Here is a 24,264-nt window from a genome sequence, read left to right as displayed (position 1 = left end):
CAAGTATACCACCGCCGTGAGCTAGAGGATAATTTTGATTAACACTAACCAGTCATAAATGAGTTTCAATGATAAACCTATAAGCGCAACGCCCATGGCTCGATCAATCCAATGACTAATTGCGACTAAGCGATTTAAAAATGGTGGCCAAGTTATCAGTGTTGCTAGCAACAGAAACCATGCGGCTGTAGCAACAGCCATGTAAACTCCATAACCCACTTTAACCATTGTTGGAGTGCTTGGCGCAATGACCGTGCTAAACAACGCCAGGAAGAATAACGTCGCTTTTACGTTCAAACCATTAGTAAGAAAACCGATGCGAAAAGCCTTGCTCGCTGGTAACTGCGGCGCTTTTGCTAAACCTGTCGCCTGGGTTTGATTTACTGGCATTGTATTGGGTTTGGCTTGAATGGCCTGCCACCCTAGCCACCCTAAATAACCGGCACCAAGCAGCAGTAGGCTACCGTAAACCCATTGATAGCGATGAATTACCAAAGCGACGCCCAGCACCGAATATGCGACATGAAGGAAAATGCCAGTGCCAATTCCTAGCGCCACCCAACGCCCAACAGAACGACCATAACTAATACTGTAACGCGTGGTTACAGCGAAGTCAGGGCCAGGGCTTGCTACCGCAAGGAAGTGAAGCGTGGCTATTGTTAAAAACTCACCCAAATAAATTGATAAATTTTCCATTCTGATTTACTTTTAGTTAACTATCGCGGTGTCTAAATTAATAAATAACAACGAGATGAAGCCCATGGCACAAGATAAAAACCCCTCTCTTAATGCATTGCGTGTATTTGCTGTTGCAGCTCACGCCGACTCGTTTAAGCAAGCGGCACAACAACTTGGCGTTTCACAGTCGAATATTACGCGACAAATACAAGCACTTGAAGAACAATTAGGTACACGATTGTTTCAACGCGACAACCGCGTGCATGCTCTAAGTGCGGCTGGTGAAGTGCTAGCTCCTGATCTCTTTAGAATATTTCGTGAACTTGACCGTGTTGTTGATCGCGCTCGGTCAGTTGGCGACAGTGAATTGACAACGTTGCGAATAGCGGTACCAGAGAGTTTTCTGCGTTGGTGGCTAAGCCGTAGGCTAGCAGAATTTTATGCGCTCTACCCTCATATACAAGTGCAATTTCAAACAGTTGAATTATTTCCGCATAGCCACGGGCAAGCGGCACTATGTCATCAGTTGACTCATGAAGAAATTGACTTAGCCATTCATTACGGAGCTGTGCGCGATAAAGCCTTGCATAGCTCGGTATTGTACACCCCCACTTATATTCCGGTGGCACAAACTAGCAGTGAGAAAGCATTAGCTTCTCGGTTGTGGTGGGTTGACACCCAAGCACCTTATTGGCGTCAGTTCAAAAAGGCACAGGCCCATTTAGCCCGTCAATTAACCTTGCGTCACGTAAGCAGCTGCAATATCGCGCTTGACTTAACTCATGGAACCGATCATCTCACGTTAATCGATCAGTTGTTTCTTATGCATCCACAATTGCAAGGTTATGTGAAGCATACCGAGTATCAAGTAAGCCTACCCGAGCCCATGGTAGCAAGTTACAAACAACGAACGCGTCAACCATTAGCGCTCGTTGCTTTTCAAAAGTGGCTTGATGCGCGCCTTACGAGTTCTTTGGCGGGTAACGCTCAGCCAAACTAATACTATCACCCGTATGCGTAACTACGCGCGCGTGGCGACGATTTAACTGGCGAGGGTCTGAAACACCACATGAGTGCGCAATAATATTCACGCCATATTCTAAGAACTTATGATAGTTAGCCACGCGAATACTTTTGTCGGCTGGGTCTAAGCCGCGCTGTAAGTCTTTATTATGTGTTGTAATTCCGGTCGGACAGGTGTTTTTATTACATTGCATGGCCTGAATACAACCCAATGAGAACATGAAGCCACGTGCAGAAACGACAAAATCGGCACCAATGGCTATCGCCCAAGCAACGTCTGCTGGGGTGATCATTTTGCCTGAAGCAATAACGCGAACACGCTCTTTTAGGCCGGCCGCGGAAAGTTTATCGACCAGAATTGGCAAGCTTTCCGATAATTTTAAACCGACATAGTCCATTAATGGCTGGGGTGCTGAACCGGTGCCACCATCGGCACTGTCGAGGGTTATAAAATCAGGTGCGCTTTCGTGTCCTCGTGCGTTTATTGCCGAAACTAATTCATCTATCCAATTCGGCTCACCCATTACAAACTTAATACCAGTGGGCTTGCCAGTGATTCGGCGCACGCGCTCAATAAAATCAAGTAATTCATCGTTATTACTTATTTCAGGGTGCCGATTCGGTGATATCGAGTCTTCACCCTCCGGAATACCTCGAATTTCTGCAATTTCTTGGTTTACTTTAATACCTGGTAATATTCCGCCTTTGCCGGGTTTGGCGCCTTGACTCAGTTTAATCTCGAACATCTTTACTTCACGCTTACAGGCAATGTCACGTAACTTGCCCTCGTGCAGCTCACCCGAGTGCGTGCGCACGCCATACTTCGCTGTGCCTATTTGGAAAACCACATCGCAGCCACCAGCAAGATGGTACGGGCTTAACCCGCCCTCACCTGTATTCAACCAACAGTTCGCCTTTTTGGCGCCCTTTGACAGCGCTGTTACGGCTACCGGAGAAAGTGCGCCATAGCTCATGCCAGAAATATGAAAATAGCTAGTAGGAGAATACGGCTGTTCACAGTGCGGGCCGATAGTCACAGGTTCGGGTTGAGTTTTTTCTTCTTCTTGATGAGGGTATGCACTATTCGCAAAAATAATAGTGCCATTTTTGGTTAAATCGCGTGTTGAGCCAAACGCTAAGGTGCGATCGGCGTTTTTGGCCGCCCTATACACCCAGCTTCGTTGCGCCCTATTAAATGGCATCTCTTCACGGTCCATAGCATAAAAATATTGTCGAAAAAATTCGCCCAGATGCTCAAACAAATATCGAAAACGCCCAATAACTGGAAAATTTCGACGTATGGTATGTCGGGTCTGGTGTTTATCCACCACATACATAACGCCAATGGCAATAACACCAATAATCAGCACCAAAATAAATAATGCCACGAGCCATTGAGCAATCGTCAATAATGTTGTCATCCAACCATTCACTTCCATGACTTGTTCCTTTTGCGGTGAAGAGAAACCTATGTGTGCTTAAGTGTACCTACAACATATAAAAAACCCTCGACAAGTGCGAGGGTTTTCGTGGAGTTTGCAAATTTAATCATCGATTATTTGAGGGTGTTTGAGTGCTCGAAAAACCTCAGCAAAGGTATCAGCTTTTGGATATAGGCGAACCGATTCACCGGTACAAGCGATAATATTAAGTGCACTAATAACCCCGGTTATGGCAGCCCCTTTACTAATCCAAATAAAGTCTCGGCCAGCTGCTTGCATAGTCGCAGCGATATCACCGATTCGCGCGTGCGCAAGTTGCTGTTCAGTGATAACGGGTTGTCTATCTGCAGCTTGCATAATGTAGCCGACGTTCAACTCATGCCAACCTAATTGCAGTAGCTGACTCACAGCTCCGGTGTGGCGGCCATGTAACTCGCGTGCTTGAAGCAAGCCTACAACCTGCTGGTGATCATCAATAACAACTGCATATCGTTTATCACTGACATGCATCAACGACTCAACCTCTGCTAATAAAGTTGCTTTATTGACACGCAATACACCGTCTTGCTGTAAATAGTCAACCACTAATGATGCTGGCTGATACCAATCAACACGCACAGCAGCGGGCTGATTCGGCTTTATGGGTAAAAAAGACTCGTACGTTGGTTTAGACCAACGCAATGCATGGAATTCGGACATAACTCACCTCAAAGTTGTTTTGTATTTAAGCTTTAAACGATTAAATGCAAAGTCTTTGTGGTGGTGCACGCGCTTGCTGCTGTGTATTAAATAGAATGCACCGACAGCACTGTTGTTCTGGTACAGAGTAATTGGTAAATAAAGTGAAGCGATTAGAAAGAGAAGGTCCCGTAACTTGATCAGGTTCATCAATCGAGAGCGATCGTTCTGCGGCGAATGCCGCGTCGACCACCGATTGTTCAAGCTGATATCCATCAGCAGTATTAGCCTCGGCGTATGGCATCCACCATAGCAAGGCTAAAAGAACTAAGAATAATCCGAAACGGGCTGCCGCCATAGCGTTAATTAGTCTGTATTCGCTGTGAATAAGATATAACGTAAGGTTGCATGCGCACTAAAACAAGTGCTGTTTGAAAATAAACTTAAGATATTTCGAGGAAGTGGTGCCCGGGGCCGGACTTGAACCGGCACGCTGTTACCAGCGAGGGATTTTAAATCCCTTGTGTCTACCAATTTCACCACCCGGGCACTTCTATAACAAGGCTCAGATATTCAACTCAATGGAGGCGGGTCCCGGAGTCGAACCGAGATCCACGGATTTGCAATCCGCTGCATAGCCATTCTGCCAACCCGCCATTGAGTTTGGAGCGGGAAACGAGATTCGAACTCGCGACCCCAACCTTGGCAAGGTTGTGCTCTACCACTGAGCTATTCCCGCGTCCAGTGCTTGCGCATTCTACTGTCTATTTCGGCAAGGTCAACGACTTTTTTAACTGAAAGCGTTTGTTTGGCTATTTTTAATCCACTTGGCTTAAATCTGACCAAGCAGCGCGCAAATATTCAACCATCGACCAAACAGTTAGAACAAAGGCAATATACAATATTATTGTTGCTGTGACGACAATAAATGTATTCGCTTCCCAAATTAATCCGCCAATGGCTACCATTTGTGCAATTGTTTTGTATTTACCAATGTTAGACACCTTCACTTGTTCTTGTCGGCCAATTTGCGCCATCCATTCCCGCAAGGCTGAAATAACCAATTCGCGACTAATTATTACTAGCGCTGGAATACTAATCCACCAGCTTGCGTAATCTTCAACAATGACGACCAATGATGCCGCAACCATTACTTTATCGGCCACTGGGTCTAAAAACGCCCCGAACTTGGTAAATTGATTAAATTTCCGTGCAACCCAACCGTCTAAAGCGTCTGTAATGCCAGCAATTAAATAAACAAATGCGGCCCAAAAGTTCGCATCCGGCCACGGCTGATAATAAATGATTAGAAAAACCGGAATTAACGCAATTCGAAAGATCGTTAAAATGTTTGGCACATTCCACATCAGGTTTATTTTCCTCTATTCGTCGCGAAATGCGTGATAAATAGTTTCGGCAAGTTCACGACTAATTCCTGGTACGGCGGTAAGTTGGTCAATACTAGCTTGTTTTACCTCCTGTAATCCACCGAGATTTTGCAATAATTTTTGCCGCCGCTTCGCCCCAATGCCTGGAATATCTTCCAAACGCGATGAACGACGCACTTTTGCGCGACGTTGCCGGTGCCCGGTAATGGCAAAGCGGTGCGACTCATCACGAATATGTTGCACCAAGTGCAAGGCTGCGGCGTCGGCGGCCAACGGAACCGTTTGATGACTACCGGCTAAAATGAGAGTTTCTAAGCCTGGCTTACGCGACTCGCCTTTTGCTACGCCTATAAGTAGTGGCGCACGAACGCCTTGCTCATCGCCCCAGTCATTGAAGTAGGCCTCGGCTTGCGCCAATTGGCCCTTACCCCCGTCAATAAACAAGATATCGGGTATGGCGGCTTTTCCTTCGGCGCTTAATAAAGCAGCGTCAAACCTGCGTTGCAGTGCTTGTGCCATAGCAGCATAATCATCGCCCGGAGTAATGCCCTTAATATTAAACCGGCGATAATCTGACTTTTTCGGCCCTTGGCGGTCAAACACCACACATGAGGCCACAGTTTCTTGCCCCATGGTGTGACTAATATCAAAGCATTCCATACGCTGTACGGGTTTTTCTAGGTCGAGCACTTGTTCCAGCTCGCTCAAGCGCAACAGCATGGTGTTCTCTTGGTTCAGTTTGCTTTCTAATGCATTCAGTGCATTTTTTTGGGCCAGCGTTTGATATTGCTTTCGTTCACCGCGTACGTTGTGAGTCATTCGTACCTTTTGCGCTAACGCTTGCTCAAGTACTTGCAAATCGTGTTCAGGGTCAAGTAGCTGCGCGGCATTGGATTCGGGCAATATAATTTCACGCGGTAGCGAGCGCCCTACTTTATCGTTCAAATAAAATTGCAGCATAAATGCCAATAAAACTTCGCTGTCTTCGGTATTTGCGGGTACTTTCGGAAAATAGCTGCGGCTACCTTGAATGGCTCCTTCACGAATAAATAGCATATGCACTGCGGCAATACCGCCGCGCCGCGCAAAACCGATGACATCCAGTTCTTGCTGATTACCAGTGACGGCATTGCGTTCCTGCACTTTACGCATGGCAGCTATTTGGTCACGAAAGCGTGCAGCACGCTCAAAGTCCAACGCCGTGCTGGCTTGTTCCATACGCGTCACTAATTGATCAATAACCTGCTGATTTTTGCCCTGTAAAAAAGCCTTGGCTAACTCCACTTGTTCTTGATATTCCGCATCGGTGCAATAACCTTCTACACATGGCGCGAGGCAGCGTTTTAGCTGGTACTGCAAACAAGGTCGGCTACGTGCTCGATAATAGGCATCTTCGCATTGTCGAACCGGAAATATTTTTTGTAACAAGCGTAGGCTTTCTCGCACGGCCACCCCACTTGGGAATGGGCCAAAATAATCGCCTTTTTCGCGTCGCGTCCCCCGATGAAAAGCCAATCGAGGATGTTGATGACCGCTGACAAAAATAAACGGGTATGACTTGTCGTCACGCAATAAAACGTTATAGCGCGGCCGGTATTTTTTTATAAAGTTATTTTCAAGAATAAGCGCTTCAGCTTCGGTATTGGTGACCGTTACGTCCATCTGCGCTATTTGTTTGACGAGGGTTTGAGTTTTAGGAACATCTATGTTGCTGCGAAAATAGCTACTTACACGCTTTTTTAGATCTTTTGCTTTGCCTACATAGATAACAACACCGTCAGCATCATACATGCGGTATACGCCAGGCTGATGCGTCAGGTGTTTTAAAAACTCTTTTGCGTTAAATCCCGTATCAGTCATATCCCTGCGGTATTTCAATTTCAACAAGCCCTGATTGTATCGCAAGATGCGTTAATTCAACATCTCCAAGTACCCCCAGTTTTTGAAAAATTCGATACCGAAAGGTATTTACGGTTTTACTACTAATGTTTAAGTGTTTAGCAATATCCACCACACGAATACCGCGCCCCAGCATTTGGGTAACTTGCAGCTCGCGCTCACTCAATGATTTCATCATACGTCTGTAATCATGAGTTCGAGGGTTTTTTGCTAAATACTCTGCAACAGCACTGGCCACATACATCTGCCCTTTACTGACATTCATGCAAGCGGTTTCAAACTCCGCGTAACTTGCATTGGACAACAAAAATGCGTCTACCGTGTGCGTATTACACTGAAAATCTAATACATCTTGAAAATTTTCAGCCCATAAAATGATCTGAAGATCATTAAACCTGCGGTGTAGTCTCCGCCAACTTTCAATAGTTCCATCACCTGCAAGTCGACTCGACAAAATAACGGTTGCGAACGGGTGGTTTTTCACCTCGTCACGCAATTCATTAAATGTCGAAACACTTGCAACCACGCGATACTTTTTACTGCTAGAGCTTAATGTTGTGTACATACCTGAACGCAACAAGTCGCCCGGAATAGCTATAATAAAGTCGGTCATGACGACACGTTCCTTGTGAGGTTATTCTTGATAAAGGAGTTATCAAGTGAGTTAAGGTATGACTCATCCATGAGCTTTTTTCAACAAATTTCTTAAGTATTTACAGCAAGATACAGAAATATCTTACAAGCTGAATGCATTTTATCCAAACACCGTCACAGTTTGTCGGCTAATGGCTACCAATTCACCAGCCTCATCCCAAATGTGTGCATGGGTATGACCATAGCCATGCGCTGCATAATCGATGTGCGCAACATACTGCCACCAATCATTGCTTTGTCGTTGAGTATTCAGCGGTTCAGGGAATTCAATGGTCCAAGTTAATGAACTGGCGGGCGCGGGTTGGCTCAAGTGAGGAAGTAGCGCTGGCGGCCAGGCGTCCACTAAGCCAAGTAAATAGCCAATAGTCATTGGGTTACTTTCGGTGCAAAACCGCATCCAACCGCCAAATTCACGTGACTTATTGCCAGTAAAAGGTAAGCCACCCACTGTAACCGCATAATCAAAGTGATGGGTAAACTCAGGCATAAGGGCAATTTTCGGAAACGGCAACCCCTGCTCTCTAGGTGGTACATGGGCCACCGGTGTATCCGTTACGGTGACCGCAGACTCTCGTGTACAACCGTAACTGGCCAGCGCAGAAAGCACCACATTATCGCCTTGAATAATTTCTGCGGCTATTTGAGTCACGTTTTTGCCTTCGCGTAATATTCGCCTACGCAAGGTCGCTTCACCAGGTTGCACCGGTGCGACAAAAGATACTGTAAATGAACGCAGCGCCTGCTCTTCTGAGGCACCATAGTGAATATGTTGCCAGGCAATAGCTGCGGTAAGGCCGCCGAATAGCGCGCGCCCTTGTCCCCAGCCTTCAGGTAAAGAAATCGTTTGTTCAGCAGCAGGTGTGATTTGTGCAAGAATCTCAGAAAACAACATAAGCCCCTCAAAAAATCGAAAGCGATATTAGCTATTGGATATCAGATATCAGAAGATCGTTTTTTATAGATTATGGGATACCATAGCACTGGTCTGATGAGTAGCCAAGATTTAGAACTGCGAAAACGATATTAGCCGTTAGATATTGGATATTAGAAGATCGAGAGCGATATTAGCTATTAGATATCGGATATCAGAAGATCGAAAGCGATATTTCCTATTGGGTGCGAAGTGTCGGGTATTTATTCTTTTGCTGATATCTAATATCCAATAGCTGATATCTTCATTCGCACTAGCGCAGAACGAGAAAAGCCCGCTCTAGTGAGCGGGCTTTTGGAATAGTGGCGGAGAGAGAGGGATTCGAACCCCCGGTGGGCGCGAGCCCACGCCTGATTTCAAGTCAGGTGCATTCAACCGAACTCTGCCATCTCTCCGCGGTCGTTAAGGCTTGTTGCCTCAAGACGAAGCGAATGATAAAGAGCTAAAACTCCGTTGTAAAGTAAAAATTTAAACCATTTGGTTCGTTTGCTGTCATTTTATACAATTAGGGCAAATATTCGCTTGAAAGCATTGCCTTTAGTACCCATTTATAGGGTACACTCTCGGTACACGACTTGTCGTTAGATAGGTTTTTGCGAACAACACGGAGAACTACATGAGTAACCAAGCTCACATTTCAACCACTCAACGTGGTGAGTCAGTATTACAGACCAATAAAGTATTGCGTAATACATACATGTTATTGGGCCTTACCCTAGCGTTCAGCGCTTTCACAGCGTTTTTATCGGCAAGCATGGGCTTACCTCACCCTGGCTTTATTATTACGCTGGTAGGTTTCTACGGCTTGTTGTTCTTAGTGCATAAAACCGCAAATAGCGCGATGGGTTTAGTTTCAGTATTCGCCCTAACAGGCTTTATGGGTTACACCTTAGGCCCTATTCTTGGCATGATCAGCGCCATTGGGCCAGCTGGTGATCAAATCATCATGACCGCATTAGGCGGCACCGCACTTATTTTCTTTGCGTTGTCAGCGTATGTATTAACCACCAAAAAAGACATGTCGTTTTTGGGTGGCATGATGATGGCATTATTTGTTGTGTTGATTGTTGCGTTCATTGCAAATATCTTCCTGAACATGCCAGCGTTACAGCTTACCTTATCCGCTCTATTTATTTTATTCTCAGCGGGTGCCATTTTAATGCAAACCAGTTCGATTATTCACGGCGGCGAGCGTAACTATGTGTTAGCGACTGTGACGTTATATGTTTCTATCTACAATATTTTTGTTAGCTTAATTCAAATCCTGTTGGCATTTGCTGGTGGTGATGAATAACAACAGCCAACTTATGTAAGGAATTCGCGTGGCGCGACTTGTTTTAGCTTTACACGCTGCTCCGGCAGCACCCGCCCCCGCACAAAATCGCAGCCTGTTAGCGTTTAAATACGCACAGGCTGCGCTTGTTTCTGGGCACCAAATAGACATGATTTTCTTTTATGCAGACGCCGTTTTGCATGCCTCCACTAGCACTCAAACCGAACTTATAAACAACTGGTTGCAACTTTCGCAGCAGCACAATATTCCTTTAGTCATTTGTAATACGGTTGCTGAGCAACGCTATTCAATGACGACAGACACTCTGGTGCCACCGTTTCAAAATGGCGGCCTTACTGAGTTTGCGATGGCTGCTGCTGCGGCTGATCGGGTGGTGCAGCTATGAGCATGGCTATCATTCAAACAACCAGTGCGAACTCACCGCAAGCCAAGCTTGGTCAAGACATGCTGTTAGCCTTGGCAAGCTTAGATTTAAACCCACAATTAGTGCTTAGCGGCGATGGTTTGCGCTTATGGCTGCGCAGTGAAGCTAGTTCCAGCGAAGTTCAATCATTGCATAAACGTTATGCCATGCTTGAGTTATTTGACTGCCCCGCACCATGGGTGCAGGCTGAGGAACTAGCAGCCCACGGCTGGCAAACCGACGATTTTATTGCTCAAGTTGAGGTGCTTGATGCCGACAGCTGGCGCGAAAAAATCAACAGTCTTAGCAACACGCTGGTTTATTAAGGAACAAGTACGATGAATGTCGAAATTGATGCGCCGCACATACCGCAGTCCCCGTTAACAGAGCAAAGTAATCGTGTTTATTTGGTGCGAAATTGGCCTTCTAGCGAATGGCTGAAACGTTGGGTACACGCCGGCGCTACTCTTATATTCAGCGAGCAAGCGCTGCTACACCTTGTTGCCAACCCAGCCATCATCGACACCTTGCCGGTACACCCTTATGCATTGCACTCAGAAATTGAGTTGCTGAATATACAAGACCAACTTCCAGCTTCGGTTATTCAGTTAGGTGACGCGCGCTGGGTAGAGCTAACCATTGAAGCTGACCAATATATGGTGTGGGACAATGTTTGAATTAAACGGGCGCACATACGCAACCGATAAACATGAATATTTGGCAAACTTTGAAGAGTGGTCACCGGAACTAGCCGAATATATAGCAACGCTAGAAAATATCGCGCTAACCGAAGCTCACTGGGAAGTTGTCAATTTTGTGCGGGAGTTTTATAAAACCTATGACACCAGCCCTGCTATGCGCGTATTGGTAAAAGCTATTGGAAAGAGTTTGGGTGCCGACAAGGCCAATAGCATGTATTTATATAAGCTATTTCCGAAAGGCCCAGCCAAACAGGCAACGCGCATTGCGGGCTTACCCAAGCCCGCAAAGTGCATTTAAACACACCCTATTTAGCCTATTTTTTCAACGCCGCCCATATAAGGTTGCAAGGCTTTTGGAATAGTCACTGAGCCGTCAGCTTGTTGATTATTTTCAAGCAGCGCAACCAAGGTGCGCCCTACCGCAAGGCCTGAGCCGTTTAATGTATGCATTAATTCTGGCTTTTTGGCGCCTTTACGACGAAAACGCGCTTGCATGCGGCGAGCTTGGAAATCCCACATGTTTGAGCATGAGCTAATTTCACGGTATTTCTGTTGTGACGGCACCCATACTTCAAGATCATAGGTTTTCGCAGCGCCAAAGCCCATGTCACCGGTACACAACAACACTTTGCGGTATGGCAGCTCTAGCAATTGCAGAACTTTCTCGGCGTGACCGGTTAGCATTTCAAGGGTATCCATTGACGCTTCCGGCTGCACTAACCACACCAACTCAACCTTATCAAACTGGTGTTGTCGAATTAAGCCACGGGTGTCACGACCGTGAGAGCCCGCCTCGCTGCGGAAACATGGCGTGTGCGCTACATATTGAATGGGTAGCTGATGTTCGTCTGCAATTTCATCACGCCATAAATTGGTCAATGGCACTTCAGCTGTTGGAATTAACGATAATGGCACTTGATTTTCGGTTGCGCCTTTGACATGAAATAAATCTTCACCAAATTTCGGTAATTGGCCAGTGCCATATAGGGTTTCTTGATTCACCAAATATGGCACGTAGGCTTCTTCATAGCCGTGCTCGGTAGTGTGCAGATCAATCATGAACTGCGCTAATGCACGGTGCAAACGGGCTATTTGGCCTTTCAACACAACAAAGCGCGCACCCGCAAGTTTTGCACCTTGGTCAAAGTCCATTCCATTGACAATGTTCGCTGCAACATCAACGTGATCTTTAGGCTCAAAAGTAAATTCACGCGGCGTACCCCAGCGGCTAACTTCTTGATTGTCATCTTCATCGGCGCCCATGGGTACACTTTCGTCTGGCAAATTCGGTACACCAGCAATAATGTCTTGCAGTTGCGTTTGTACCTCATTTAATTCAGCTTTTGCGGCTTCAAGTTGCGCACCAAGATCATCAACGGCGGCCAACAACGGCGCAATATCTTCGCCTTTAGCTTTGGCTTGGCCAATAGATTTTGATCGGGCATTACGCTCAGCTTGTAGCGATTCAGTGCGCACCTGCAAGTCTTTGCGTTGTTGCTCAAGCGCTTCTAAACGCTCAACATCTAACAAAAAGTTACGAGCAACTTTCAGGCGCTCTGCGGTTTGTGCGAGTTCACTACGAAATAACTTAGCGTCTAACATGTGGTTCCCAATCGTTGGTTTAAATCTTTATCCATAACGCCAACAGCACTGCACCAAGGCAGCCGAAGACGTTGAGCAATGCGTATAATGTGGCTTTTAACCAGTCGCCGTGTTGTAACAGCAATACCAGGTCTAACGAAAATGTCGAAAACGTGGTAAATGCGCCTAGTACACCCACCCCTAAAAACAACCAAAGTTGCTGCTCTGCGGCGGGCGCTGCGTATTGTGCTGCGAATAGCCAAGCCAATAAAAATGAGCCTGCTATGTTAACGATTAGTGTTGCGAAAGGAAATAAATTACTAAAATTTATTAGCAATAAACCCACACCGTAACGCGCGCTTGCGCCTAACGCTCCGCCTAGTGCTACCCACAAAAAGTTAGTCATGGTTGTCTCGTTGCCAAGGGCTATTTTGGTTGTGTTGTTGTAACCAATTTAATTTGTCCAACAGCTGTTTTTCAAGGCCTCTATCACTGGGCTGATATAATTGAATGTCTTTTAGTTCATATGGCACATAACGTTCACCGGCAACAAACGCGTGTGGGTAGTCATGGGCATAGCGATAATCAATCCCGTACCCTTCTGCCTTATGCAGTTTGGTTGGCGCGTTAGTTAAATGCTTAGGTACCGGCAAATCGGGATATTCTTCGGCGAGTTGCTTAGCTTGATTAAACGCGCGATAAACCGCATTGCTTTTCGGTGCCATGGCACAAAAAATCAATGCTTGGGCGATAGCACGCTCGCCCTCTGCAGGGCCTACGCGCGTAAAGGTGTCCCAGGCGTTCAATGCTAATTGCATTGCCCGTGGGTCTGCGTTGCCAATGTCTTCAGACGCAATAGCCAAAACGCGGCGCGCAACAATCAACGGGTCACCACCGCCATGCAGAATACGCGCATACCAATATAATGCACCATCGGGTGACGAGCCACGAACCGATTTGTGTAGTGCCGAAAGCAATTCGTAATAGGCATCGCCTTGCTTATCAAACGACGCTTGGCGTTTGCCCACAGCTTCTTGCACTAGCTTCAGGTCAATACTGTCATTAGTGGCCGCATCGGCACAAATTTCTAAAAAATTAAGCGCCTTGCGTGCATCACCAGCGGCACTATGAATAAGAAACTCGAGTGCTTCAGGGCTTAGGGCTAACTGGCGCTCCCCTAACCCTCGTTCTCGGTCGGTTAACGCTTGGGTAATTACGTGGTTAATTTCTTCGTCGGCAAGCAGCTGTAAACGATATACACGCGTACGCGACAGTAACGCGTTATTTAATTCAAACGCGGGGTTTTCGGTGGTTGCTCCAACAAAAATAATGGTGCCGTCTTCTATGTGAGGCAAAAACGCATCTTGTTGGCTTTTGTTAAAGCGGTGTACTTCGTCAACAAACAAAACTGTGCGCTTTTGCTGCACGTTTGCACGCTGTTTCGCGGTTTCAATAGCGGCCCGTATATCCTTAACACCCGCGGTGACGGCACTAATACGGTCAAGTTCAGCCGAGCCACTTAACGCGACTAACTCTGCTAAGGTTGTTTTACCAGTTCCGGGCGGGCCCCACAGAATCATGGAATGCAAAAGCCCCCGGCTTATTGCCTCATACAAGGGCTTACCAGGGGCTAGAATATGTTGTTGGCCGATATATTCAGACAACTGCCGCGGCCGCATTTTGGCGGCCAATGGTCGAAAGTCTGGCGCGAACGCTAATTCGCCATTAGCGCTGGTCATCCACATCAACTCCGTCGGGTATCTCAAACTGGAACAATGATTCACTGAGCGCCTGATTTAGCACCACGTTTTCTAAATTAATGGTACTAATTTGACCTTGCCCATCGTCCAGAATTATACGCGTAATGGCTGCGTCAACGCCGTCTTCGGCAAAAACCAGCTGTAAACTTTGAGAACTATCAGCATTAGGCTTAGGTTGCAAAGCAAAGCTATTACCCTCTGCTTTAACGTCATACTGTTGCCAAGCCCCACTTTCTCCGTCTAAAAGCAAGAGTAATGGGCTTTGTGAAACGGCATTAGTTTGGTCATACACCGTAACTTGTTCTACAAATGGGTTGTAGTACCACAAGTTTTCGCCGTCAGCGATCATTAGCGTTTCGTCAGGCGCATCGGTCTGCCAATGCAATAAATTCGGGCGAGATAACGCCATATTACCGTGTAACTGCTGCACTAATTCGCCGTTTATGTCGGTTACCTGTTGGCTAAAATCAGCTCTCAAAGTTGTGAGGTCGTGCAACCGTTTCAATAATGCTTGACGATCCGCTTCGGTGGCCCCAACCGGCGCACTTGCCAAATAAATAGTTGTGCAAGCTGCCGTGGCAGCAATGTATTTCAATAACTTCATAATGATTTATCCATTACAACTTAGGTTAATCACGCGGTGCACGCGGCGCTATAACTTCCCGCTGACCATTATTGCCTGCACTACTAACGACACCACTTGCTTCCATTTGTTCCACAATACGGGCCGCGCGGTTATAACCAATTCTAAATTTGCGCTGTACACTCGACACGGAGACCCGGCGCGTTTCTGTTACAAAGGCGACGGCCTCATCATATAACGGGTCGCTTTCTTCATCACCTAGGTCAAGCTGCTCGCCAGGTAACAAATTATCTTCGTCTAGGCTGCCATTAAGTATTTCGTCCAAGTAATTGGGTTTACCACGTTTTTTCCAATCGGCAACCACTGCGTGAACTTCATGGTCGTCCACAAATGCACCGTGCACACGCGTTGGAACACCGCTACCTGGAGGTAAATAAAGCATGTCGCCCTGCCCCAACAATTGATCGGCTCCGGGTTGGTCTAAAATGGTGCGTGAATCAATTTTTGACTGCACTTGAAAAGCAATACGCGTTGGAATATTTGCTTTTATTAATCCGGTAATAACGTCTACCGACGGGCGCTGTGTTGCCAAAATTAAATGAATACCAGCGGCACGTGCCTTTTGTGCAATTCGTGCAATAAGTTCTTCAACTTTTTTACCGACAATCATCATCATGTCGGCAAATTCATCTATAACCACCACTATACTTGGCAGTTTTTCTAAATAAGGTGGCAACTCGTCCATTGAATCGCCTGGCTTCCAAATTGGGTCACGTAGCGGTTCGCCAGCTTCAATGGCGTCCAACACTTTTTGGTTATAGCCTTTAAGGTTACGCACCCCAAGCGCTGACATGAGTTTATAGCGGCGCTCCATTTCGCCAACGCACCAACGTAACGCATTAGCGGCATCTTTCATGTCGGTAACTACTTCGGTGAGCAAATGTGGAATACCTTCATAAACCGAAAGCTCAAGCATTTTGGGGTCGATCATAATGAGCCGCACGTCTTCTGGAGAACTCTTGTAAAGCAAGCTCAAAATCATTACGTTCACACCAACCGACTTACCTGAGCCAGTTGTACCGGCCACCAACAAGTGTGGCATTTTGGCCAAGTCGACCACCACAGGTGCGCCAGAAATACCTTTACCGAGAACCATGGTTAACGGGGCAGCACTTTGCTGGAAAGCGTCGCAGGCTATCACTTCGCTAAAGAATACAGTTTCGCGGCTTTTATTGGGTAACTCTAAACCCACGTAAGACTTGCCGGGAATTACTTCCACCACGCGCACTGAAATAGCGCTTAATGAGCGCGCGATGTCTTTATCTAAATTAGAAATTTTTGATACTTTTACGCCCGGCGCTAAATCAAGCTCAAAGCGCGTAATAACTGGGCCGGGCTGTACGTTGGCCACTTTAACTTCAACGCCAAAGTCTTGCAGCACAGCTTCAACTGTTTGGCTAACTTGAGCCAATTCTTCAGGCGTTAACGGATTGCCGGTTTTGCTTGGTTTATCTAGCAATTCAATTGACGGTAGCGGGTCACCACTGAGAGAATTACCGCTGCCGTTTGCTTCAGCGCTTGTTGAAACCTTCTCCACAACAGTATCTTCCGCTTCATTTTCTGTTTCGAGCCTGTCGGCATCAGTGCTTGAAGCCTTGTTCGCGACTGACTTGCGCGCTGGTTTAGGTGCAAAGCGTGCATGCTCGTCGGGCTTTTCAATGGCGTCGTCATCATCATCGTCGACCGCACTAATTGCAAGATCGAGATCAAGTTCGGGCTCTTGGCGTATTTGCGTTGCCGGTAACGTTTTATGGCTAGGTGCTAACGCTGGCTTTCTATCTTCTTTTACTGCTTTTGGAACGCGCTCTTTGCGTGGACGATCTTTTATCCAATGCACTAAACGCTGGCTATTTTTAATCAAGCCTAAAGTACCGGCAATAGTGACCTCACCCAATTTATCAGCCAACAAAATCCACGAAATGCCGGTAACCAACGTCAAACCTGTGCATAAAAAGGTGAGCAACAATAAAGTGGTGCCAATGACATTAAAATACGGTAATAACGACAAACTTATCACATCGCCCACTACCCCACCGGCAGAAAACGAGTAAATATTACTGAAGTTTAAAGAAGCTAAAGCAGAAGCACCTATTAGCGTGAGTACCAAACCGATTAAACGCAAACCAACGGCTAAATAATCCAACTCAAGTAATCGATGCGGTTGGCGAAACATCACATAGCCCAAAGCGGCAAGACCAAAAGGCAATAAATAGGCAACAAAACCAAACGCAAACAGCAAGGCATCAGCAAACCACGCACCAATGGCGCCGGCGGCATTATGTATAGTGCCCTCGTAGCCTGTTTGTGACCAACTTGGGTCGGCTGGGTTAAAGCTGGCGAGCGCTAAAAACAAAAATATCGCAAAAGCGCCGCACAGTATCAGGCCAACCTCAAGTACGCGTTGGACACCGCTCATGTAAAACTCCGGAGACCTAGATGATGTGCCATGGTTGATTTATTCCCTATTGTCGTTCTTATGTTCTATTTGTTGTTATTGTAGCGCGCCTTCATGGCTTATTCAGCTATTTATACCATGCTTTTCTTAACCTTTAATCAATACTTTATTGTCGTCTTTAATTTCTTCCATCACCACATAGGTGCGTGACTCGTTAACGCCCGGCATAGTCAAGATGGTTTCGCCTAACAACTTACGATACGAAGGCATATCTGGCACGCGAGCTTTAATGAGAAAGTCAAAATCACCAGCAACCAAATGACATTCCAATATTTCAGGAGTTTCACGCACTGCATCGCTAAATTCAGCGAATGCGTCGGGCGAGGTGCGGGTTAGTGTAATTTCGACGAACACCATAAGGTTGGCGCCCAATTTAGCAGGGTTAATTCGGGCGTGATAACCGTCAAGTACACCTTCACGTTCAAGCTTACGCACGCGCTCATTACAAGCGGTTGGACTTAGCCCGACACGTTGCGCAAGGTTGACGTTACTTATGCGCCCATCATCTTGCAAAATTCTCAAGATCTTTCGGTCTAGGCGGTCAATAGTTATTTCCACCGGTTCTTCAGGTTCAAACATACTTTTTCTCTGTTTAGGTATTATAAAACCTATTTATACGCTATAAAAAGGCTAAAAAAAAGCACGAAACACACCGTGGTTATCATCTATAATGCCGCCGTTTATTTCATACAAGTCATTATTCAACGACAAATACAGAATTGGAGAAGCACAACCATGCTGATTGGTGTACCTAAAGAAATTAAAAACCATGAGTACCGCATTGGTCTTACCCCTGCCGCAGTGCGTGAATATGTTGCACACGGCCATCAGGTAATGGTTGAACAAAATGGTGGCTTAGCCATTGGCTTCACCAATGAAGATTATGAGCAAGCCGGCGCAACTATTATTGCCGACGCCAAAGAAATCTTTGCCAAAGCCGAAATGATCATCAAAGTAAAAGAGCCTCAGCCACACGAGTGCGAGCAATTGCGTGAAGGTCAAATTCTTTATACTTACTTGCATTTAGCGCCAGACCCAGTGCAAACCGAGCTGTTAGCAAAAGCCGGTGTTACCGCCATTGCTTATGAAACAGTAACTGATCGCAATGGTGGTTTACCATTGCTAGCGCCAATGAGCGAAGTTGCGGGCCGTATGTCTATTCAAGCTGGTGCGCACCATTTAGAAAAAGCTAATGGTGGTAGTGGCACCCTGTTAGGCGGTGTGCCTGGCGTAGCTCCAGCTAAGGTATTGGTTATTGGTGGTGGTGTTGTTGGTACCCAAGCGGCCAAAATGGCTGTTGGTATGGGCGCTGATGTAACTATTCTAGACCGTTCTTTACCGCGTTTGCGTCAACTTGACGATATTTTCGCGGGCCGTGTAAAAACAATCTACTCTACTGTCGATGCAATTGATGTGTTCTCGCGTGAAGCCGATTTAGTGATTGGCGCGGTACTTATTCCAGGCGCAGCAGCACCTAAATTGCTAACTCGCGAACATTTACAAAACATGAAGCCAGGTTCAGTGGTTGTTGACGTTGCAATTGACCAAGGCGGCTGCTTTGAAACGTCAAAAGCAACCACCCATCAAGACCCAACTTATGTGGTTGAAGACGTAATACACTATTGTGTTGCTAACATGCCAGGCGGTGTTGCGCGCACCTCAACGATTGCACTGAACAACGCCACCCTGCCATTTGGTTTGGCGCTGGCTAATAAAGGTTTAAAAGCCATGGCTGACGATCCACACCTACTGAATGGCTTGAACATGCACAAAGGTAAAATTACCTACAAAGCAGTGCATGACGACTTAGGCGCGCAATTAGGTCTTGACTATTTAGACCCAGCCGAAGCTGTAAAAGCGTAAGCGTGCTTAAACCTAACTTGCGATGCAACTAGGCTGTTAGGCAAGCTTGACAAGACCCGCGTCGGATTTCCTGCGCGGGTCTCTTGTTTCATAGGCTTGGAATCCCTACAATCGACCCCATGCTAGTGATAACAAATTAAAATATACGGAGTACATTTCTTATGGCAGACGCCAAACATTGCCGCCTACTTATTCTTGGGTCAGGCCCGGCTGGTTATACCGCCGCAGTTTACGCCGCTCGTGCGAATCTCAACCCAGTGTTAGTAACCGGTATGCAGCAAGGTGGGCAATTAACCACAACAACGGAAGTTGAAAATTGGCCTGGTGATCCAGAGGACTTAACTGGCCCAGACTTAATGGTTCGCATGCAACAACATGCCGAAAAATTTAATACCGAAATGGTGTTTGATCACATCAACCGCGTAGATTTCAGCGCGAAACCATTAAAACTATTTGGCGACTCTGGCGAATACACTGCAGACGCCGTTATTATTGCCACCGGCGCTTCAGCCAAATATTTAGGCTTAGACTCAGAGCAAGCGTTTATGGGTCGTGGTGTGTCAGCGTGTGCAACCTGTGATGGTTTCTTTTATCGCAATCAAAAAGTTGCCGTTGTTGGTGGTGGTAATACTGCGGTTGAAGAAGCGCTCTACTTAGCCAATATCGCCAGCGAAGTTCACGTGATTCATCGTCGCGATACCTTCCGCGCAGAAAAAATTTTGGTCGACCGTTTAATGGACAAGGCCAATAATGGCAACGTTACTTTGCACCTCAATAAAACGCTTGATGAGGTACTTGGCGATGACTCAGGCGTAACTGGCGTGCGTATGAAAGACACTCAAGACGGCAGCCTAAGTGACCTTGACGTTATGGGCTGCTTTATTGCTATTGGTCACCAGCCAAATACTGGAATTTTTGCTGACCAACTCGAAATGCACGACGGCTACATTGTGGTGAAATCAGGCTTGCACGGCAACGCCACAGCAACTAGCGTACCTGGGGTATTTGCGGCCGGCGACGTGATGGATCATATCTATCGCCAAGCAATTACCTCTGCCGGCACCGGTTGTATGGCTGCTTTAGATGCTGAGCGCTATTTAGACGGCTTAACCAAAGCCTAAACGTTGAGCTAGTGACGTTTTAGCAGGAGGAACTGGTGTTTCAGCTTAGTGCAGCCGCACATCAGTTTCCTTCTGTTCAGCTCGCCCTTAGCGAACCTAATGGCTTATTGGCCTTTGGTGGCGATTTATCCGTCGAACGCCTGATTGCAGCCTACGAACGTGGTATTTTTCCTTGGTATGCCGAGCAAGACCCTATTTTGTGGTGGAGCCCTAATCCACGCACCATCATAACCCCGCAAAGCTTACATGTAAGTCGCTCAATGCGACGCCTTCTGCGTAAAAGCAACCTTGAAGTTACTTTAAATCATGCATTTAGCGATGTCATAAACGCCTGTGCCAACGTCCACGAAGCGGCGGGTCGTGGCGTTTGGATTCATCCTGAAATGATTTCAGCATATTTACAGTTGCATGAACACGGCCGCGCTCACTCTGTCGAGGTTTGGCAAGAAAAGAAACTAGTAGGTGGAATGTACGGTGTTAGTGTGGGCCATGTATTTTGTGCCGAAAGCATGTTTCATACTGTTACCAATGCCAGCAAAATCGCTTTGATTACCTTCGCTCAGCATTTTTTTAGCGCCGGTGGCCGATGTATAGACGTGCAGATTAGTAATTCGCACACCGAAACTCTTGGCGCTCATAACATAGCTCGTGAACAGTATTTGCGCTTCTTGAACCCATCATCAAGCCGGTTTTGTTCAGATTTTTGGACAGTTCGCAGGTTAAAAGCCCCGATTAACGAATGTATAAGTGGCATTTGTCGGTAAAAACCGCTAAAATTCTGGCCACTTTTCGTAGCATCACATGAATTATCGAGGATTTGAATGGCAAAAGAAGACAGCATTGAAATGCAAGGTACGGTTCTAGATACCTTACCAAACACAATGTTTCGCGTAGAACTAGAAAACGGTCACGTGGTGACTGCACACATTTCTGGCAAAATGCGCAAACACTACATTCGCATTTTAACCGGCGACACCGTCACGGTTCAGCTTACTCCATACGACCTAACGAAAGGCCGTATCGTCTTCCGCGCTCGTTAATACGTGTTCGCTTGCAGTTCAACAGCCTAGTCGGCTGTTGAACCGCGCGCTTCACGCTCTTCAATTGCTAAGTTTAGCTCACCTTTAACGACACTAACTCGCACGGCACCGCCCTGCGCAAGTTTACCAAACAGAATTTCGTTGGCTAACGGCTTTTTCAGGTGCTCTTGAATAACCCGGGCCATGGGTCGAGCGCCCATGGTTTTGTCGTAGCCTTTTTCTGCCAGCCATTTTACAGCAGCAGGATCAAGTTCAAGCGACACATGTTTTTTATCTAACTGCGCTTGTAGTTCACACACAAATTTATCCACCACTTGCTCTATCACGTTTTGGTTTAAGTGATTAAACCAAACAATGCTATCAAGCCGGTTTCTAAACTCAGGTGAAAATGTTCGGTTAATTTCCACCATTGCGTCTGGCGCATGATCTTGTTGTTGGAAACCAATCGACTGCCGCACGGTTTCCTGCACCCCAGCGTTGGTTGTCATAACCAAAATAACGTTGCGAAAATCTGCTTTACGGCCATTGTTGTCGGTTAACGTGCCGTGGTCCATCACCTGCAACAAAATATTGTAAATATCGCTATGCGCTTTTTCTATTTCGTCAAGCAGCAGTACACAATGCGGATGCTTAATAATGGCATCGGTTAATAAGCCGCCTTGATCAAAACCAACATAACCCGGTGGCGCACCAATTAAACGGCTAACCGCATGGCGTTCCATATATTCCGACATGTCAAACCGCTGAAACTCAATACCTAGGGCTTTTGCTAACTGTTGCGTAATTTCTGTTTTACCTACCCCAGTTGGGCCTGCAAAAAGAAACGAGCCAATAGGTTTTTGTTCGGCACCTAAGCCCGAGCGCGACAATCGAATTGCGGAAGTGAGCTGTTCAATGGCTTGATCTTGCCCAAACACCACTAATTTCAAATTACGATCAAGGTTTTTTAACAGCTGTTGGTCGGTACGTGATACCGACTGTTCAGGAATTCGCGCCATTTTAGCGATAATGCTTTCAATGTCTTGCGCGCCAATCGTTTTCTTGCGACGCGATGGCGGCAGCAAGCGTTGGCTAGCACCGGCTTCGTCAAGAACATCAATCGCTTTGTCTGGCAAATGACGCTCATTAATGTAACGCGCCGATAACTCTGCGGCAGCACGAATGGCTGGTTGCGTATATCGAATACCGTGATGCGCTTCGTATCGTTCTTTTAAGCCTTGTAAAATTCGAGTTGTGTCGTCAACCGAAGGCTCTAAAACATCTATCTTTTGAAAGCGGCGCACTAATGCACGGTCTTTTTCGAATATATTCTTAAATTCAGCATAAGTGGTTGAGCCAATGCATTTAAGCTCACCGCTACTTAACAATGGTTTCAGTAAATTTGAGGCATCTAACACCCCACCACTGGCCGCGCCTGCCCCAATAATGGTGTGAATTTCATCGATAAACAGAATAGCGTCCGGTTGATCAGCTAACTCTTTTAATAGTTGTTTGAAACGCTTCTCAAAGTCACCGCGATACTTGGTTCCAGCTAACAAGCCACCCATGTCTAACGAATAAATAACCGCATTGCTGATAACCTCAGGTACCTCGTCGTTAACAATACGATACGCCAAACCTTCGGCGATAGCAGTTTTACCAACTCCCGCTTCCCCAACTAATAATGGGTTGTTTTTGCGCCGACGGCACAGCACCTGTATACAACGTTCAAGCTCGTCGTCACGGCCAATGAGTGGATCGATACGCCCATCTCGCGCGCGCGCATTCAAGTTACTACAAAAACGTTTTAGAAAGCTTTGTTGCTCTTCAGCTTGGCTTTCCATATTATCTGCGTCGGAAGACTCTTGCTGCGGGTTTTCATCATCAATTTTAGATAACCCATGCGACAAGTAATGCACCACATCAAGCCGTGTAATATCGTGTTTATTGAGTAAATACACCGCATGCGACTCTTGTTCACCAAATATGGCCACCAACACATTGGCACCGGTTACCTCGCTATTGCCAGACGACTGCACGTGAAATACAGCGCGTTGCAGCACACGCTGAAAACCTAAGGTTGGCTGCGTGTCGGTATCGCTACTTTCATCATCAAAACTCGGTGTGCTGCGTTCAACGTAACTTAAGAGTTCTTGTTTTAAGTGAGTAAACTCAAGCCCACAAGCCCGCAGCGCCTGTGACGCCTCCGGGTTATCTAATAAAGCTAATAACAGATGCTCGACAGTCATCAGCTCATGACGACGGTCGCGCGCAATGCGAAAAGCATCATTTAACGTAATTTCTAGCGCTTTATTTAACATGAGTTACTCCTTTTAGGCCAACCAGCGTACCGCGCACAAACATTAGGCTTTTTCCATGGAACATAACAGCGGATGTTGATGTTCCCGTGCATACTGGTTCACTTGCACTACTTTGGTTTCTGCTATTTCGGCAGAGTAGACGCCACAAATTGCGCGCCCTTTATAATGAATGGTAAGCATAGTGTCCGTTGCCCGCTCTTGGTCCATTCGAAAAAACTTAATGAGTACTTCCACCACAAAATCCATGGGCGTGTAATCATCATTATTTAATATCACCTTATACATGGGTGGTGGCTGCAGCTTACTTTTATCAGCTACCTGTTCATCATGAACTTGGTGATGGCGTGTCATACCCATGACGCCCCTTAACTTATATATAGTCGGTTATTAAACAATTGGCTTAATAAAAT

At 46.4% G+C, this 24,264-nt stretch carries 25 protein-coding genes and 4 tRNA genes; 10 read left to right on the top strand and 19 right to left on the bottom strand.

From position 1 onward, the window contains the following. Positions 1 to 21 precede the first annotated feature (21 nt). The gene (locus ASC40_RS00925) at positions 22 to 696 is read right to left on the bottom strand and encodes a LysE family translocator (RefSeq protein ID WP_055437913.1); all 675 of its coding nucleotides are present in this window, start codon (positions 694 to 696) and stop codon (positions 22 to 24) included. Between the two features lie 64 nt (positions 697 to 760). Between ASC40_RS00925 and ASC40_RS00920 the strand changes: the two genes are divergently transcribed. Then, positions 761 to 1,678 carry a LysR family transcriptional regulator gene (locus tag ASC40_RS00920; protein WP_055437912.1) on the top strand — a complete coding sequence of 306 codons (918 nt, stop codon included), beginning with the start codon at positions 761 to 763 and terminating at the stop codon, positions 1,676 to 1,678. Here ASC40_RS00920 and ASC40_RS00915 read toward each other — a convergent pair. From ASC40_RS00915 to ASC40_RS00870, 10 genes are all read right to left on the bottom strand, one after another. After that, positions 1,641 to 3,140, bottom strand: coding sequence for an FMN-binding glutamate synthase family protein (locus tag ASC40_RS00915; RefSeq protein WP_055437911.1), 1,500 nt, complete (start codon positions 3,138 to 3,140; stop codon positions 1,641 to 1,643). The two genes, ASC40_RS00920 and ASC40_RS00915, sit on opposite strands and share 38 nt — an antisense overlap. Before the next feature lie 105 nt (positions 3,141 to 3,245). Beyond that, positions 3,246 to 3,842, bottom strand: a complete 597-nt coding sequence (locus tag ASC40_RS00910; protein ID WP_055437910.1) for a CBS domain-containing protein — start codon at positions 3,840 to 3,842, stop codon at positions 3,246 to 3,248. 441 nt (positions 3,843 to 4,283) lie between these two features. Next, positions 4,284 to 4,370 (bottom strand) — tRNA-Leu (locus ASC40_RS00905). A gap of 33 nt (positions 4,371 to 4,403) precedes the next feature. Continuing rightward, a tRNA-Cys gene (locus ASC40_RS00900) sits at positions 4,404 to 4,477 on the bottom strand. Between the two features lie 8 nt (positions 4,478 to 4,485). Beyond that, positions 4,486 to 4,560 (bottom strand) — tRNA-Gly (locus ASC40_RS00895). A gap of 79 nt (positions 4,561 to 4,639) precedes the next feature. Then, a complete protein-coding gene (gene pgsA / locus ASC40_RS00890; RefSeq protein ID WP_211256848.1) occupies positions 4,640 to 5,188 on the bottom strand; it encodes a CDP-diacylglycerol--glycerol-3-phosphate 3-phosphatidyltransferase in 549 nt (182 codons plus the stop codon). A gap of 15 nt (positions 5,189 to 5,203) precedes the next feature. After that, positions 5,204 to 7,069: an excinuclease ABC subunit UvrC gene (gene uvrC, locus ASC40_RS00885; RefSeq protein WP_055437908.1), complete on the bottom strand. Its 1,866-nt coding sequence runs from the start codon at positions 7,067 to 7,069 to the stop codon at positions 5,204 to 5,206. After that, a complete protein-coding gene (locus ASC40_RS00880) occupies positions 7,062 to 7,721 on the bottom strand; it encodes a LuxR C-terminal-related transcriptional regulator (RefSeq protein ID WP_055437907.1) in 660 nt (219 codons plus the stop codon). Before ASC40_RS00880 ends, uvrC begins: the two co-directional genes overlap by 8 nt. Before the next feature lie 141 nt (positions 7,722 to 7,862). Then, positions 7,863 to 8,654 (bottom strand): acyl-CoA thioesterase, encoded by a 792-nt coding sequence (locus tag ASC40_RS00875; protein ID WP_055437906.1) that lies wholly within the window; start codon positions 8,652 to 8,654, stop codon positions 7,863 to 7,865. Between the two features lie 342 nt (positions 8,655 to 8,996). Next, positions 8,997 to 9,088: transfer RNA gene (locus tag ASC40_RS00870), tRNA-Ser, on the bottom strand. Between the two features lie 221 nt (positions 9,089 to 9,309). Here ASC40_RS00870 and ASC40_RS00865 point away from each other — a divergent pair. The 5 genes from ASC40_RS00865 to ASC40_RS00845 are packed head-to-tail and all read left to right on the top strand — an operon-like array spanning position 9,310 to position 11,389. Beyond that, on the top strand, positions 9,310 to 9,987 hold the full coding sequence (locus ASC40_RS00865; RefSeq protein ID WP_055437905.1) for a Bax inhibitor-1/YccA family protein: 678 nt from the start codon (positions 9,310 to 9,312) through the stop codon (positions 9,985 to 9,987). Positions 9,988 to 10,015: 28 nt separating this feature from the next. Continuing rightward, the gene (locus ASC40_RS00860) at positions 10,016 to 10,372 is read left to right on the top strand and encodes a DsrE family protein (RefSeq protein ID WP_055437904.1); all 357 of its coding nucleotides are present in this window, start codon (positions 10,016 to 10,018) and stop codon (positions 10,370 to 10,372) included. Further along, positions 10,369 to 10,716 carry a DsrE family protein gene (locus ASC40_RS00855; protein WP_055437903.1) on the top strand — a complete coding sequence of 116 codons (348 nt, stop codon included), beginning with the start codon at positions 10,369 to 10,371 and terminating at the stop codon, positions 10,714 to 10,716. The genes ASC40_RS00860 and ASC40_RS00855 overlap by 4 nt, the downstream gene beginning before the upstream one ends. Before the next feature lie 12 nt (positions 10,717 to 10,728). Continuing rightward, positions 10,729 to 11,067, top strand: a complete 339-nt coding sequence (locus ASC40_RS00850) for a hypothetical protein (protein WP_055437902.1) — start codon at positions 10,729 to 10,731, stop codon at positions 11,065 to 11,067. Then, positions 11,060 to 11,389 carry a TusE/DsrC/DsvC family sulfur relay protein gene (locus ASC40_RS00845; protein ID WP_055437901.1) on the top strand — a complete coding sequence of 110 codons (330 nt, stop codon included), beginning with the start codon at positions 11,060 to 11,062 and terminating at the stop codon, positions 11,387 to 11,389. The genes ASC40_RS00850 and ASC40_RS00845 overlap by 8 nt, the downstream gene beginning before the upstream one ends. An 11-nt stretch (positions 11,390 to 11,400) precedes the next feature. Here the strand turns inward: ASC40_RS00845 and serS are convergent, their stop codons facing one another. The 6 genes from serS to lrp form a co-directional block, all read right to left on the bottom strand. Further along, positions 11,401 to 12,693, bottom strand: a complete 1,293-nt coding sequence (gene serS, locus ASC40_RS00840; RefSeq protein ID WP_055437900.1) for a serine--tRNA ligase — start codon at positions 12,691 to 12,693, stop codon at positions 11,401 to 11,403. A 19-nt stretch (positions 12,694 to 12,712) separates the two neighbouring features. Next, entirely contained in the window at positions 12,713 to 13,078 is a 366-nt protein-coding gene (gene crcB, locus ASC40_RS00835) for a fluoride efflux transporter CrcB (RefSeq protein WP_055437899.1), read from the bottom strand. Then, a complete protein-coding gene (locus tag ASC40_RS00830; RefSeq protein WP_055437898.1) occupies positions 13,071 to 14,411 on the bottom strand; it encodes a replication-associated recombination protein A in 1,341 nt (446 codons plus the stop codon). Before ASC40_RS00830 ends, crcB begins: the two co-directional genes overlap by 8 nt. Next, positions 14,398 to 15,036, bottom strand: coding sequence for an outer membrane lipoprotein periplasmic chaperone LolA (gene lolA, locus ASC40_RS00825; RefSeq protein WP_055437897.1), 639 nt, complete (start codon positions 15,034 to 15,036; stop codon positions 14,398 to 14,400). The genes ASC40_RS00830 and lolA overlap by 14 nt, the downstream gene beginning before the upstream one ends. 25 nt (positions 15,037 to 15,061) lie before the next feature. After that, the gene (locus tag ASC40_RS00820; protein WP_055437896.1) at positions 15,062 to 17,491 is read right to left on the bottom strand and encodes a DNA translocase FtsK; all 2,430 of its coding nucleotides are present in this window, start codon (positions 17,489 to 17,491) and stop codon (positions 15,062 to 15,064) included. 126 nt (positions 17,492 to 17,617) lie between these two features. Further along, a complete protein-coding gene (gene lrp / locus ASC40_RS00815) occupies positions 17,618 to 18,109 on the bottom strand; it encodes a leucine-responsive transcriptional regulator Lrp (protein WP_055437895.1) in 492 nt (163 codons plus the stop codon). 156 nt (positions 18,110 to 18,265) lie between these two features. Between lrp and ald the strand changes: the two genes are divergently transcribed. From ald to infA, 4 genes are all read left to right on the top strand, one after another. Beyond that, entirely contained in the window at positions 18,266 to 19,393 is a 1,128-nt protein-coding gene (ald, locus tag ASC40_RS00810; RefSeq protein ID WP_055437894.1) for an alanine dehydrogenase, read from the top strand. Between the two features lie 161 nt (positions 19,394 to 19,554). Next, positions 19,555 to 20,514, top strand: coding sequence for a thioredoxin-disulfide reductase (gene trxB, locus ASC40_RS00805; protein WP_055437893.1), 960 nt, complete (start codon positions 19,555 to 19,557; stop codon positions 20,512 to 20,514). A 32-nt stretch (positions 20,515 to 20,546) separates the two neighbouring features. After that, positions 20,547 to 21,278, top strand: coding sequence for a leucyl/phenylalanyl-tRNA--protein transferase (aat, locus tag ASC40_RS00800; protein WP_055437892.1), 732 nt, complete (start codon positions 20,547 to 20,549; stop codon positions 21,276 to 21,278). Between the two features lie 57 nt (positions 21,279 to 21,335). Next, on the top strand, positions 21,336 to 21,554 hold the full coding sequence (infA, locus tag ASC40_RS00795) for a translation initiation factor IF-1 (RefSeq protein ID WP_008489926.1): 219 nt from the start codon (positions 21,336 to 21,338) through the stop codon (positions 21,552 to 21,554). A 26-nt stretch (positions 21,555 to 21,580) separates the two neighbouring features. Here infA and clpA read toward each other — a convergent pair whose 3' ends face one another. Both clpA and clpS read right to left on the bottom strand, forming a co-directional pair. Next, a complete protein-coding gene (gene clpA, locus ASC40_RS00790; RefSeq protein ID WP_055437891.1) occupies positions 21,581 to 23,854 on the bottom strand; it encodes an ATP-dependent Clp protease ATP-binding subunit ClpA in 2,274 nt (757 codons plus the stop codon). Between the two features lie 42 nt (positions 23,855 to 23,896). Continuing rightward, entirely contained in the window at positions 23,897 to 24,205 is a 309-nt protein-coding gene (gene clpS, locus ASC40_RS00785; RefSeq protein WP_055438494.1) for an ATP-dependent Clp protease adapter ClpS, read from the bottom strand. Positions 24,206 to 24,264: the final 59 nt, after the last annotated feature.

Source organism: Pseudidiomarina woesei (assembly GCF_001418345.1).
Taxonomy (GTDB): domain Bacteria; phylum Pseudomonadota; class Gammaproteobacteria; order Enterobacterales; family Alteromonadaceae; genus Pseudidiomarina; species Pseudidiomarina woesei.
The sequence above is the reverse complement of the archived record's forward strand: the minus strand, read 5'-3'. Positions and strand labels throughout refer to the sequence as shown.